Genomic DNA, 12,878 nt, shown 5'->3' on the forward strand with positions numbered 1-12,878 from the left:
TCTAATGTCGTCAATATTTCGTGGGTTTTCTGAACATGAGCAAGTTTCGCTCACCACCAAGCATGAACATAACCATTCGTGGATGGTTATGTTCACAGAAAAAACGGGTGGCTTGGCATTCAAATAAAATGATCATTTACAGCATTTCGCTTAGTGGTCACGATCATCATCACAAGCAACCATTCGCATTCTCCATTTCACCTACAAATATTTTACTCACACCTGCGGATTTCCCTGCTGGCAATCAAGATTGGAACCGTGCCGCCGTTTCGATTCAACCTTCCAAGCCAATTGATAAAATCGACATATCCGCTGTCTTCCGCGGCAATTACACGGGAACGGTATGGTTTGACGCGATCCGGCTCATGGAAGGAAACGTGGTGACGAAAAACAANCTGCGGATTTCCCTGCTGGCAATCAAGATTGGAACCGTGCCGCCGTTTCGATTCAACCTTCCAAGCCAATTGATAAAATCGACATATCCGCTGTCTTCCGCGGCAATTACACGGGAACGGTATGGTTTGACGCGATCCGGCTCATGGAAGGAAACGTGGTGACGAAAAACAAATACGATGCCAGCGGAAATGATGTCACGGAAGAAGTGGATGAAGAAGGCTATGTGGCGAAAAAGAATTATGATGCCGTAGGAAACTTGTTAAGCGAGTACGATAAGAAAGGAAACAAGAAAGAGTACACGTATGATTGAAGAAGGGATATCTGACGTTAAAAAAGTTTTTCTATCCTGAAAATACCCGAACTTCAAAATGTGCAAGGTTTCAGAGTTCGACATAGCGGCATTTTCATCCCTTCGATGGTGACGAAATCTTTTTGTCATGGGAGTCTATATAGATCGTAAAGTGAATTTTCATCTCATGATGTACAATGAACGGGTATAATATGTTTAAAAGGATCCATCTTCCTTGAAAGGAGTGAAAACGTTATGGATTTTGTAAGAGTAATCAAAAACAGCAATGACTTAGAAAAGATCATCGATTTGCCTCAATCATTAAAAAATAGAAAAGTGGAAGTCATTATTCTTCCTTATGCGGATAAAGAAGATTTGGAACAGCCAAAAAAAAGGAATCTAAGAGGGGCTCTGTCCAAATATAAAAATGAGACTTTGCAAGCCCGAGAAAGCGATGCTTGGTCTAAAGCTGTGGTGGATCAATATGAAAATCATTGATGCGAATATTATTTTAAGATATCTGCTTAATGACCATGATGAGTTGTCGGGCAAAGCCGCAACGATTATTGAAGATAACAAAGTATTGTTGCTAAGAGAAGTAATCGTTGAAGTTGTTTATGTTCTTGAAAAAGTGTACAACGTAAAAAATGACGAGATCAGCGATATTCTTTTAGAATTGCTCAAATACGATAATATCGAGGTGGATGATATCGAGGTCGTAGAGGAGGCGCTTGCTCTGTTTGGCAAAAGGCGCTTGGACTTTGTCGATACCCTTTTATACGCCTATAACAAAGTGAAGGGATATCAAGTGTATACTTTTGATAAGAAGCTGGATAAGATGCTTGAGGAATAGCCGGCCATTACGGCTGTTGCGTTCTTCTTTTGGGGAAGATGTAAGCGACAAAGGAGAAGATGCCGATGTCCTTGCCTCGGTTTTCCAATGTGTCGTACGAGCAATATTGGGCGTTGCGGGAACAAAGCGATGAGTGGCTTGAATATATTGATGGCGCTGTGTATATGGCTCCGTCGCCAAGCATCAAGCATCAGCTTGTTTCGAGCAACCTTCATACCGAATTGGGCCTTTATTTTCGTGGGAAGCCGTGCAACGTGTTTGCGGCGCCGACCGATATCGAACTGGCTAGCGACAAGTTTCCCGATCGCAAAGTCGTCATTCCGGATTTAAGCGTTATTTGCGATTCAAAAGGGTTTACGGAAACGAAGTATGTCGGCGTGCCTACTCTTATCGTTGAGATCTTGAGCCCTTCCAACCAGGCGCACGATTTAGTGACCAAATTCAATTTGTATATGGCGTACGATGTGAAAGAGTATTGGATCGTCAATCCGATGAAAGAGGCGATTACCGTCTATACGCTGAACGAGGAAGGACTGTATGAGCAGGCGGATGTGAAAGCGGGAACGGGTGTGGTGCAGTCGGCATGCTTTCCTGGGCTTCAAGTGGCTCTTGAGGATATGTTTCGTTGAGACGGATGGCAGACGTGCATGGAGTTGCATTCGTGATGGCGGCTTGTGGTTGACTCGACAAGTTTGCAAAGCGGGCTGTCCGTAAGGCCAATGCAGCTGGTCTTACAGACAGCCCGCTGTCTTTTATGCGGCACTAGACCGTTTCGGTTTGCGGGAGTTCGCGCAAATCGCCCGATGCCGTGTTGGGCGGCCATTGGGGCGGGTTTTACGATGGTTTCGCCGCTTGTTCTTTTTGCCTCTGTTTCATGGCGCGGACGAGTTCTTCATCCGGCGTGACGTAGAGCGTTTGCTCGTTTTCGTAAATGACAAATCCCGGCTTGGCGCCGCTCGGTTTTTTTACATAGCGGATGCGCGTGTAGTCGACAGGCACGGAGCCGGAGTGGCGGGCCTTGCTGAAGTAGGCGGCAAGATTCGCCGCTTCCAAGAGCGTCTCGTCAGACGGCTGCTTGTTCCGGATGACGACGTGCGAGCCGGGAATGTTTTTCACATGCAGCCAAACATCGTCCTTATGGGCCAGCTTTGTTGTGAGATAATCGTTTTGTTTGTTGTTTTTGCCAACGAGTATTTCCGTGCCGTCGCTTGCGACGTAGCGGTCAAGCTCGGGCGCGGTTGGTTTGCGCTTTTTTGCTCCTTTCGCCGCGCGCGGGCGCAAATAGCCTTGTTCAATGAGCTCGTCGCGGATTTCCTCGACATCTTTCGGCGAGGCGGTTTCAAGCTGGCTTAAAATCGTGTCGCAATAGGCGATGTCTTCTTTCGTCCGCTCGATTTGTTCTTGAACGACGGCGAACGAGTTTTTCGCTTTTTGGTATTTTTGAAAGTACTGTTGCGCGTTCTCGGACGGCGATTTTTGCGGGTCGAGCGGAATGGTGATGGTGCCTCCGTTTTCGTCGTAGTAGTTTGCGACCTCGATTTCCGTCATGCCGCGCTTTATGGCGTACAAATGGGCGGTGAGCAGTTCGCCGTACAGTCGATAAACGTCGGCTTTCTTTGCTTCTTCAAGCGTCTGTTCGAGCTTTAGGAGCTTTTTCTCGTTTTTCGCCTTTTCGTTCGCCATGAGACGCTCGATGTCATGAGCTTGCTGCTTGACGCGGTCGCGCTCGGCCTTGCCGAAATAAAAGCGGTCCAATAGCTCGCTTGCACTCGCAAACGGTTGGCCTTCGATTTTTAAGTGCTTAAGCGGCAAAACGTAAAACCATTCTTTTTCCCCGTTCGTGTACATCATCGGGGCAAAGCGGCGGTGCCGAACGTCATCGATGAGCGCGAGGAAGCTTTTCGGCAGCGTCGTCCGGTTGGCGAGTCCAGCGCGGAACACCGCCTCATTGGCAAATAGCGGCGAAATGCCGCTGAAGGCGGAAACAAGCTGATGGGCGAGCTTGCCGGCGTGAAAGTCGATTTTTTTCAGCACCATTTCTTCCGTCGCCTCAAGCGGGTTCAGCTTGCCGTGCGTCGGTGGGGCGACGTACGGATGCCCGGGAAGCACCGTCCGGTAGCGGTTGACCGACGGCGGCAAATGTTTCAAGCTGTCGATGATCGTGTCGGTCGATGCATCAACGAGGATGATGTTGCTATGGCGGCCCATCACTTCAATGATGAGCCGCTTTGTCTGCACGTCGCCGAGTTCGTCGCGGCCTTTTGTGTCCATGACGATGATGCGGTCAAAATCGACTTGGCGGACCGCTTCGATGACGCTTCCTTCCAACTGTTTGCGCAGCCGCATGCAAAACATCGGCGGCTCGGATGGGTTGTTGTACGTTTCGTTTGTCAAATGGACGCGGGCGTACGTCGGATGCGCCGACAGCATCACTTTATGGTTATGGCCCCGGGCGCGCACAAGCAGCACGATCTCATACGCCGACGGCTGGTGGATTTTCGTGATCCGCCCGCCCGCAAGCGCCTCTTCGAGTTCACCGACAATGGCGTACGTAAACACTCCGTCAAAGGACATGGAAAACACCTTTCTATTTCGTTTGTTTGCTATTTCGATCTTACCATACGACCCGCCGTTTTGAACATTTCTTTGAATATTACCTGAAGACGGACGAAGATGCCCGACGAACATGTTGCATAAAATGGGGAGGCCCGCTTTTTTGACACGATTTTTTCCCTTATGGGGGAGATGGCGTGGCAAAGGGCCCCACGACTCCTTATGTTTGTGTCGCTAAACATCATGGCGGGGACTATCATTTTTTGGGACATGTATGAATAAGCATAGAGAAGCGGGAACGGCGTGCGAAAAAAATGGAAGGACGGAGGGAGACAGATGCAATGGCATACGCTCGCGGCAAGCGATGTCGCGCACGAGACGAAGACGAATGTCAAGACCGGGCTTACTGCGGCGGAGGCGGAAAAACGGCTGCGGCAGTTCGGGTACAACGAGCTGGCGGAAGGGAAGAAGGAGTCGGCCATCGTTGTCTTTTTTCGCCAGTTTCAAGATTTTATGGTGCTTGTGTTGCTTTTGGCGACGGTGATTTCCGCGTTTTTAGGCGAGTATGTGGATGCGGTGGCGATTGTCGTCATCGTGATCATGAACGCCATCCTGGGGTTTATCCAGGAGCGGCGGGCGGAAAAGTCGCTTGCCGCCTTAAAACGGTTGTCCGCTCCGCAAGCGGTTGTGTTGCGCGGCGGGGAGTGGGTGAAAGTCCCCACGCGCGAGCTTGTTGTCGGCGATGTGGTGAGACTTGCAAGCGGCGACCGGGTCGGGGCCGACATCCGCTTGATTGAGGCGGCCGGCCTGGAAATCGAGGAGTCGGCGCTGACGGGCGAATCAGTGCCGGTGGCCAAATCCGCCGCCCCGCTTCATACAGCACAGGCGTCGTTGGGCGATTTGTACAATATGGCGTTTATGGGGACGCTCGTGACAAGAGGGAATGGGGTCGGGATTGTCATCGCCACTGGGATGAAAACAGCGATGGGACAAATCGCAACGATGCTCGAAGAGGCGGATGCGGGGGCAACCCCGCTCCAGCGCCGGCTCGAGCAGCTTGGGAAAATTTTGCTTGTCGTCGCATTGGCGCTGACGGCAGCGGTCGTGGCCGTAGGTGTCATTCAAGGGCACGACCTGTATGAAATGTTTTTGGCTGGTGTGTCGCTCGCGGTCGCCGCCATTCCGGAGGGGTTGCCGGCCATTGTGACGGTCGTCTTGGCGCTTGGCGTGCAGCGGATGATCAAACGAAACGCCATCGTCCGCAAGCTTCCGGCGGTGGAAACGCTCGGCTGCGCTTCGGTCATTTGTTCCGACAAAACGGGGACGATGACGGAAAACATGATGACCGTCACGCAAGTATGGGCAGGCGGGCGGACATTTGCGGTAAGCGGCGTTGGTCTTGAAACGGATGGCGAGTTTTCTGAACGCGGCCGGACGGTTGATCCGAACCGCGTTCCCCAGCTCGCTCGCCTGTTGACAATGGGGGTGCTTTGCAATAGTTCGGAGTTGAAAGAGGAAAACGGCCGGCGTTACGTCGACGGCGATCCGACGGAAGGAGCGCTGCTGGTCGCGGCGGCCAAAGCTGGATTGGCGAAAGGAATGCTTTTGCGTGAGTACACGATCGAACAGGAGTTTCCGTTTGATTCCGAGCGGAAAATGATGACGGTGATCGTCCGCGACCGAAACGGCCGTCGGTTTGTCGTGACGAAAGGGGCGCCCGATGTGCTGCTTGAGCGGGCGGACCGCCTTGAATGGAACGGCCGCGAGCAGATGCTGACCCCGGCGTGGAAAGAAACGATCGAGAAGGCGATTCGCCAGATGGCGTCTTCCGCCTTGCGCACGATCGCCGTCGCGTATCGGCTGCTTGCGGAAACGGAACGGATCGAGTCGGAGAAGGATGCGGAGACAAAGCTTCGGTTCCTCGGCGTCGCCGGCATGATCGATCCGCCGCGCCCTGAGGTGAAGCAAGCAGTGGCGCGATGCAAAGAGGCAGGCATGAAAACGGTGATGATCACCGGCGATCATGTGTTGACAGCCACCGCCATCGCCAAACAGCTTGGCGTGCTGCCGCCTGGCGGAAAAGTGATGGATGGTGCGGCGTTGTCGAAGCTGTCGGTCGATGAGCTCGAACGCGTAGTTGATGAGATTTACGTGTTTGCCCGCGTCGCTCCGGAGCATAAGTTAAAAATTGTCAACGCCCTCAAGCGTCGCGGCCATATTGTTGCCATGACCGGCGACGGGGTGAACGATGCGCCCGCTCTGAAAGCAGCCGATATTGGCGTCGCCATGGGCCGGTCGGGGACAGAGGTGGCGAAAGAGGCGGCGTCGCTCGTTTTGTTGGATGACAACTTTGCGACGATTGAGGCCGCGATCGAAGAGGGGCGCAACATTTACGAAAACATTCGCAAGTTTATCCGCTACTTGCTTGCCTCGAACGTCGGGGAAATTCTCGTCATGTTGTTTGCGATGCTGCTTGCCTTGCCGCTGCCGCTCGTGCCGATTCAAATTTTATGGGTCAATCTTGTCACCGATGGTTTGCCAGCCATGGCGCTCGGGCTCGACCAACCAGAAGAAAACGTGATGAAGCGGCCGCCGCGCCGTCCCGATGAAGGGGTGTTCGCCCGCGGGCTCGGCTGGAAAATCGTAAGCCGCGGCTTTTTGATCGGCGTTGTTACGCTGGCTGCGTTTCTGACCGCCTATGAACGGAGCGGCGAGGATCTCGTTTACGCCCAGACGGCGGCGTTTGCGACGCTTGTGTTGGCCCAATTGATCCATGTGTTCGACTGCCGTTGCGACCATTCGGTTTTTGACCGCAGTCCGTTCGGGAACATATACCTTGTCGCGGCGGTGATCGTGTCGCTGCTTTTGCTCATTGTCGTCATCTATTACCCACCGCTTGCCGCAGTGTTCCATACGAAGCCGCTCGCAACAGTCGATTGGCTGCTCATCATTGGCTTGTCCGCCTTGCCGACATTTTTGTTTGCTGGCTCGCTTTTTACGAGAAAATAAAAGGATGGATATGTTATAATAAAAAGGGTGATAGAGGAACGCTCTATGACCTTTTCTTTTTCATCAAGGCAACGACGGATGTGATGATATGGTTTACAGCATGACCGGCTTCGGCGCAAGCACAAAAAAAACGGATCGTTTGATGGTGGCGGTGGAAATGAAATCGGTCAACCACCGGTTTTGCGAAATTTCCATTCGCCTCCCTAGACAATGGCTCGTGTTTGAGGATAAAATAAAGAAAGCAATTTTGCCGTACGTGCGGCGCGGAAAAGTGGAAGTGTTCGTCACGATCGCCGGCGAAGGACTTGTAAAGCGGAACGTACATATTGATTGGGATTTGCTCGGCCAATATTGGGCCGGGTTGCAGGAGGCTGCAAAGCGATTTGCTGTTGACGGCAGCGTGACGGCGGCCGAGCTGCTTCGGCTTGATGGGGCGGTCGAAGTTGTGGAAGAGGAAGGAGCGAACGAGGAGGTCGAGCCGCTGCTTTTGACCGCTGTCGATGAAGCGGCAAAGGCACTTGTTGCCATGCGCCGGCGCGAAGGGGAGGCGCTTGCCGCGGATTTGCGCGCCCGTCTTCATGAAGTCGAAGCCGGGGTGGAAGCCATTGAACAGCGGGCGCCGCTTGTTATTGAACAATACCGCGAGCGGCTTGCGCGCCGCCTGCGCGAATGGGCGCCCGCTCCGGTCGATGAGGCGCGCCTGCTCACAGAAGTGGCGGTGTTTGCCGAAAAGGCGGACATTCATGAGGAATTGAAACGCATCCGCAGCCATTTGGCGCAAATGGCAGACGCCTTAGAAATGGACGAACCGATCGGGAGGAAGCTGGACTTTTTGGTGCAAGAGTTGAACCGGGAAGTCAACACGATCGGCGCCAAGGCAAACGACAGCCTGATTGCCGCGCAAGTCGTTGAGATGAAAAGCGTACTTGAGAAAATGCGCGAGCAAGTGCAAAACGTGGAATAACTGTTTAAAACGACTTATTGGCGGCAACAATATCGGATATGGCAGGTGGGCGTGTCATGATGATGAAATTTATCAATATCGGGTACGGAAACATGGTGTCAGCCGCCCGCATCATTACGATTGTCAGCCCTGATTCGGCGCCGATCAAACGAATCATTCAAGATGCGCGCGAAAGCGGCAAGCTTGTTGACGCGACGCACGGGCGGAGGACGCGCGCCGTCATCATTATGGACAGCGATCACGTCATTTTGTCGTCCGTGCAGCCGGAAACGGTGGCGAACCGCTTATATGGAAGCGACGATTTCTCCGAGGAAGGGTAGGGTTTTGGGCGTTGAAGAACGAACGTGGGTTGTTGATCGTCATGTCGGGTCCGTCTGGCGTTGGCAAAGGAACGGTGCGCAAGGCGCTGTTTTCGCAGCCGGACATCAATCTTCATTATTCGGTGTCGGTCACGACGCGCAAGCCGCGCGAAGGCGAAGTGGAAGGCGTCGACTACTTCTTCCGCACGCGCGAGCAGTTTGAACAAATGATTCGGGAAAACAAGCTGCTCGAGTGGGCGGAATACGTCGGCAACTACTATGGCACGCCGATCGACTACGTGGAGAAGACGCTTGCCGAAGGGAAAGATGTGTTTTTAGAGATCGAAGTGCAGGGAGCGATGAAAGTACGGCGGGCGTTTCCAGAGGCGCTCTTCATTTTCCTTGCTCCGCCAAGCCTCACGGAGCTTGAAAAGCGGATCATGGGACGCGGCACCGAGTCGAAAGAGCTGATTGAAAATCGGCTGCGGGCGGCGAAAGAGGAGCTTGAAATGATGGACGAGTACGACTATGTCGTGGAAAATGATGAAGTGGAGCTCGCCTGCGAGCGGATCAAGGCGATCGTCATCGCCGAACATTGCCGGCGCGAACGCGTCGCCGAGCGATATAAACGGATGTTGGGGGTGGAATGACGATGCTGTATCCTTCCATCGATTTGCTGATGCAAAAAGTCGATTCGAAATACAAGCTCGTCACGGTGGTGGCCAAACGGGCGCGCGAGCTGCAGGACGGTGCGGAGTTGATGGTGAAAAAGCCGGTGTCGAAAAAATTTGTCGGCCAGGCGCTCGAGGAAATCGCTGGTGACAAGGTCGAATTAGTGGAGGAGGAAAAATAACAACCTAGCTTTAGGTTGTTATTTTTTTCAATGTCGGGGGGTGGCCAACATGATCAAGGGAAAACATATTTTGCTTTGTGTGACCGGGGGGGTGGCGGCGTACAAGGCGGCGGCGCTCACCAGCCAGTTGACCCAGCGCGGCGCTGAAGTAAAAGTGATCATGACAGAAGGGGCGTGCCGGTTCATTACACCGCTCACGTTTCAAGCTTTGTCGCGCCAGGAAGTGTATGTCGATACGTTTGCCGAAAACAACCCGGCCGTCATCGCCCATATCGATTTGGCGGACTGGGCTGATCTCGTTTTGGTCGCACCGGCGACGGCCAATACGATGGCGAAGCTGGCCGCCGGCATCGCCGACAATATGGTGACGACGACGATTTTGGCGACGAAAGCGCCCGTCTGGATTGCTCCGGCGATGAACGTCCATATGTACGAGCATCCGGCCGTCCAGGCGAACATTGAGCGGCTCTGCCAATTCGGCTACCGGTTCATCGAGCCGTCGGAAGGCTATTTGGCGTGCGGCTACATCGGCAAAGGGCGGCTGGAGGAGCCGGAGAACATCATCGCCCATATCGAGCGCTTTTTTGCCGGTGATCCGCCGCTGTTTCGCGGGAAGCGTGTGCTTGTCACCGCTGGGCCGACGCGGGAGAGGCTTGATCCAGTCCGCTATTTCTCCAACTATTCGAGCGGCAAAATGGGCTACGCCATCGCCGAAGCGGCGGCCCGCTTCGGCGCTTCGGTGACGCTTGTCTCCGGACCGACGGCGCTTTCTTCGCCCGATGGCGTCGAGACGGTGGCGGTTGAATCGGCGGAAGAGATGTATGAAGCGGTGATGGCTCGGTTTGCGGAAACGGACATCGTGATCAAGGCGGCGGCGGTCGCCGATTATCGGCCGAAATATGTGGCGGCGTCCAAAATCAAAAAGCAACCGGGTGATTATGTGGTGGAGATGGAGCGGACGGTGGACATCTTGAAAGCGCTTGGTGAGCGGAAAACGGGACAGATTTTAGTTGGATTTGCCGCTGAGACGGACAACCTTGAACAGTATGCGTTAAAAAAGCTTGAAGAAAAGCGGCTTGATATGGTCGTCGCCAACAATGTCACCGAAGAAGGGGCAGGGTTTGCCGGCGATACGAACATCGTCACCATCTTCCGCCGCGACGGCGTCGTTCGGCCGCTGCCGCTCATGACGAAACGCGAGGCGGCCGAGGAAATTTTAAAAGAAATTCACGCGTATATCGAGGCGATTCGATGAAAGTAGCATCCGTGATTGTCGATGTCCCGTCCCGGCAGACGGACCGCCCGTTTGATTATTTGATTCCGGAACGCTGGCAAGGCATCATCCAGCCGGGCATGCGGGTGACGGTGCCGTTTGGGGCGCGGCGTTTGCAAGGGTTTGTCGTTGATGTGAAAGACCATTCCGACATCAAACAACTGAAACCGATTGAGCATGTGCTTGATGTCGTGCCGGTGTTAAACGAAGAGCTGCTTGATCTTGGCCGCTATTTAACGGAAACGACGCTTTGTTTTGCCATTTCGGCGTACCAGGCGATGCTGCCGGCAGCGATGCGGGCGAAATATGAAAAAACGCTCCGTTTGACAGATGAAGAGAAGAGAGAGAGGTTGCCGGATGAGGTAAAGCCGCTGTTTGCCGGGCGGACGGAAGCCGCTTGGAAAGAGGTTGAGGCGGCCGGTTTATGGCGGGCGGCGCAAAAAGCGGTGCAGCAGGGCGTGCTCGAGGCGGTCTACAAGGTGAAAGAAAAAGCGGGCAAGAAAACGGTGAAGCACGCCGCTCTTGCCATTCCATCGGAACAGGCGAAACAGGAGCTCGGGTCGCTGCCGGCAAGACAAAAAGAGGTGCTTTCATTTTTGCTTGAAAAAGGGAAGGCGGCGTCGGTTGCCGAACTGCAAGCGGTGCTTGGCGTCTCCTCAGCGCCGCTGAAAGCGCTCGTCGACAAAGGATTTGTGGTGCTGAACGATGTCGAGGTGTACCGCGACCCGTACGAGCATCGCACGTTTCAGCCGAGCGAGCCGCCGGCGCTCACCCAGGCGCAAGAGGCGGCGTTGGCGAAGATCGCCGCTTCGGTGCGCGCTGGGGAGCATCGCACGTTTTTGCTGTATGGCGTCACCGGCAGCGGGAAGACGGAAGTGTATATGCAGGCGATTGATGAAGCGTTGCGCCAAGGAAAGGAAGCGATCGTTCTCGTGCCGGAAATTTCGCTGACGCCGCAAATGGTCGAGCGCTTCAAAAGCCGGTTCGGCTCGAAAGTAGCGGTGCTTCACAGCGGGCTGTCGGTCGGCGAAAAATATGACGAATGGCGGAAAATTCACCGGAAAGAAGTGCAGCTTGTCGTCGGTGCGCGTTCGGCGGTGTTTGCCCCATTTGAAAACTTAGGGATGATCATCATCGATGAGGAGCATGAGACGAGCTACAAGCAAGAAGAAATGCCGCGCTATCATGCGCGCGATGTCGCCATTTACCGCGCTCGCCGCCACAGCTGCCCGGTCGTGCTTGGCAGCGCCACCCCCTCGCTTGAGACGTTCGCCCGCGCCGCCAAAGGGGTGTACGAGCTGCTCGAGCTGCCGGAGCGCATCAGCGACCGCGGCCTGCCGGACGTTCATGTCGTCGATATGCGCGAGGAGCTGCGAAGCGGCAACCGTTCGATGTTTTCACGCCGGTTGCTTGACGAATTGCGCCGCCGGCTTGAGCGCGGCGAGCAGGCAGTGTTGCTGTTGAATCGACGCGGTTATTCGACGTTTGTCATGTGCCGCAGCTGCGGCTATGTCATCCGCTGTCCGCACTGCGACATTTCGTTGACGTACCATCGCGCCGGCGAGCGGATGAAATGCCATTATTGCGGGCATGAAGAGCCGCTTGTCCCTCGCTGTCCATCGTGCGGAAGCGAACACATCCGCTTTTTCGGGACCGGCACGCAAAAAGTGGAAGAAGAACTGACGAGGTTGCTGCCGAAAGCGCGCGTCATCCGCATGGATGTCGACACGACCGGCCGCAAAGGGGCGCATGAAGAGCTGCTTTCCCGTTTTGCCGCCAAGGAAGCCGATATTTTGCTCGGCACGCAAATGATCGCCAAAGGACTTGATTTTCCGAACGTCACGCTTGTTGGTGTGCTGGCGGCCGACACGATGCTTCATTTGCCCGATTTCCGCGCCGCGGAAAAAACGTTCCAGCTGTTGACGCAAGTGAGCGGGCGCGCCGGGCGGCACGAGCTGCCCGGCGAAGTCATCATTCAGACGTATACGCCTGACCACTACAGCATTGAACTGGCCGCCCGCCACGACTACCGCGCCTTTTACCAGCGGGAGATGGCGCTGCGCAAAGCGCACGGCTATCCGCCGTACTATTATTTGACGCTCATTACCGCCGCCCACGAAGAGGCGCCGGCTGCGGCCAAAGCGGCGGAAAAGATCGCCGCCTATTTGCGCAAGCATCTGTCGCACGAAGCGGTCGTTCTCGGCCCGGTTGCCTCGCCAATCGCCCGTCTTCACGATAGATATCGCTACCAATGCATGATAAAATACAAACGGGAGCCGAATTTGACCGCGGCGCTCAAGGCGGTCATCGACCGCTACCAAGCCGATGCCGCCCATGGCGGAGTGACGATTACGGTCGACACGAATCCGTATATGATGATGTGAAGATG

General features: G+C 54.4%; 12 protein-coding genes. 11 read left to right on the forward strand and 1 reads right to left on the reverse strand.

Annotation, left to right across the window (positions count from 1 at the left end; all coding sequences use genetic code 11):
- Window positions 1–553 precede the first annotated feature (553 nt).
- From T260_RS1000000140275 to T260_RS129470, 4 genes are all read left to right on the forward strand, one after another.
- Entirely contained in the window at window positions 554–706 is a 153-nt protein-coding gene (locus T260_RS1000000140275; protein ID WP_023634000.1) for an RHS repeat domain-containing protein, read from the forward strand.
- Window positions 707–940: 234 nt separating this feature from the next.
- The gene (locus T260_RS0120240) at window positions 941–1,183 is read left to right on the forward strand and encodes a hypothetical protein (RefSeq protein WP_011230660.1); all 243 of its coding nucleotides are present in this window, start codon (window positions 941–943) and stop codon (window positions 1,181–1,183) included.
- Entirely contained in the window at window positions 1,170–1,538 is a 369-nt protein-coding gene (locus T260_RS129475) for a type II toxin-antitoxin system VapC family toxin (RefSeq protein ID WP_033012322.1), read from the forward strand. Before T260_RS0120240 ends, T260_RS129475 begins: the two co-directional genes overlap by 14 nt.
- A 65-nt stretch (window positions 1,539–1,603) precedes the next feature.
- The gene (locus T260_RS129470; protein WP_014195408.1) at window positions 1,604–2,167 is read left to right on the forward strand and encodes a Uma2 family endonuclease; all 564 of its coding nucleotides are present in this window, start codon (window positions 1,604–1,606) and stop codon (window positions 2,165–2,167) included.
- Window positions 2,168–2,372: 205 nt separating this feature from the next.
- On the opposite strand, the gene T260_RS129465 is transcribed toward T260_RS129470, so the two are convergent.
- Window positions 2,373–4,112, reverse strand: coding sequence for an Rqc2 family fibronectin-binding protein (locus T260_RS129465; RefSeq protein WP_011230663.1), 1,740 nt, complete (start codon window positions 4,110–4,112; stop codon window positions 2,373–2,375).
- A 315-nt stretch (window positions 4,113–4,427) separates the two neighbouring features.
- On the opposite strand from T260_RS129465, the gene T260_RS129460 reads away from it, so the two are divergent.
- From T260_RS129460 to priA, 7 genes are all read left to right on the forward strand, one after another.
- On the forward strand, window positions 4,428–7,100 hold the full coding sequence (locus T260_RS129460; protein WP_023634002.1) for a cation-translocating P-type ATPase: 2,673 nt from the start codon (window positions 4,428–4,430) through the stop codon (window positions 7,098–7,100).
- An 88-nt stretch (window positions 7,101–7,188) separates the two neighbouring features.
- Entirely contained in the window at window positions 7,189–8,064 is an 876-nt protein-coding gene (locus T260_RS129455) for a YicC/YloC family endoribonuclease (RefSeq protein WP_020278162.1), read from the forward strand.
- Between the two features lie 56 nt (window positions 8,065–8,120).
- Window positions 8,121–8,384 carry an extracellular matrix/biofilm regulator RemA gene (gene remA / locus T260_RS129450; RefSeq protein WP_011230666.1) on the forward strand — a complete coding sequence of 88 codons (264 nt, stop codon included), beginning with the start codon at window positions 8,121–8,123 and terminating at the stop codon, window positions 8,382–8,384.
- A gap of 11 nt (window positions 8,385–8,395) precedes the next feature.
- The gene (gmk, locus tag T260_RS129445; RefSeq protein ID WP_011230667.1) at window positions 8,396–9,013 is read left to right on the forward strand and encodes a guanylate kinase; all 618 of its coding nucleotides are present in this window, start codon (window positions 8,396–8,398) and stop codon (window positions 9,011–9,013) included.
- 2 nt (window positions 9,014–9,015) lie between these two features.
- On the forward strand, window positions 9,016–9,216 hold the full coding sequence (rpoZ, locus tag T260_RS129440; RefSeq protein ID WP_011230668.1) for a DNA-directed RNA polymerase subunit omega: 201 nt from the start codon (window positions 9,016–9,018) through the stop codon (window positions 9,214–9,216).
- A 49-nt stretch (window positions 9,217–9,265) separates the two neighbouring features.
- Window positions 9,266–10,471, forward strand: coding sequence for a bifunctional phosphopantothenoylcysteine decarboxylase/phosphopantothenate--cysteine ligase CoaBC (gene coaBC, locus T260_RS129435; protein WP_023634003.1), 1,206 nt, complete (start codon window positions 9,266–9,268; stop codon window positions 10,469–10,471).
- Window positions 10,468–12,873, forward strand: coding sequence for a primosomal protein N' (priA, locus tag T260_RS129430; protein WP_011230670.1), 2,406 nt, complete (start codon window positions 10,468–10,470; stop codon window positions 12,871–12,873). The genes coaBC and priA overlap by 4 nt, the downstream gene beginning before the upstream one ends.
- The last annotated feature ends 5 nt before the right edge of the window (window positions 12,874–12,878 follow it).

Source organism: Geobacillus thermopakistaniensis (genome assembly GCF_000498995.1).
In the GTDB taxonomy this organism is placed as follows: domain Bacteria; phylum Bacillota; class Bacilli; order Bacillales; family Anoxybacillaceae; genus Geobacillus; species Geobacillus thermoleovorans.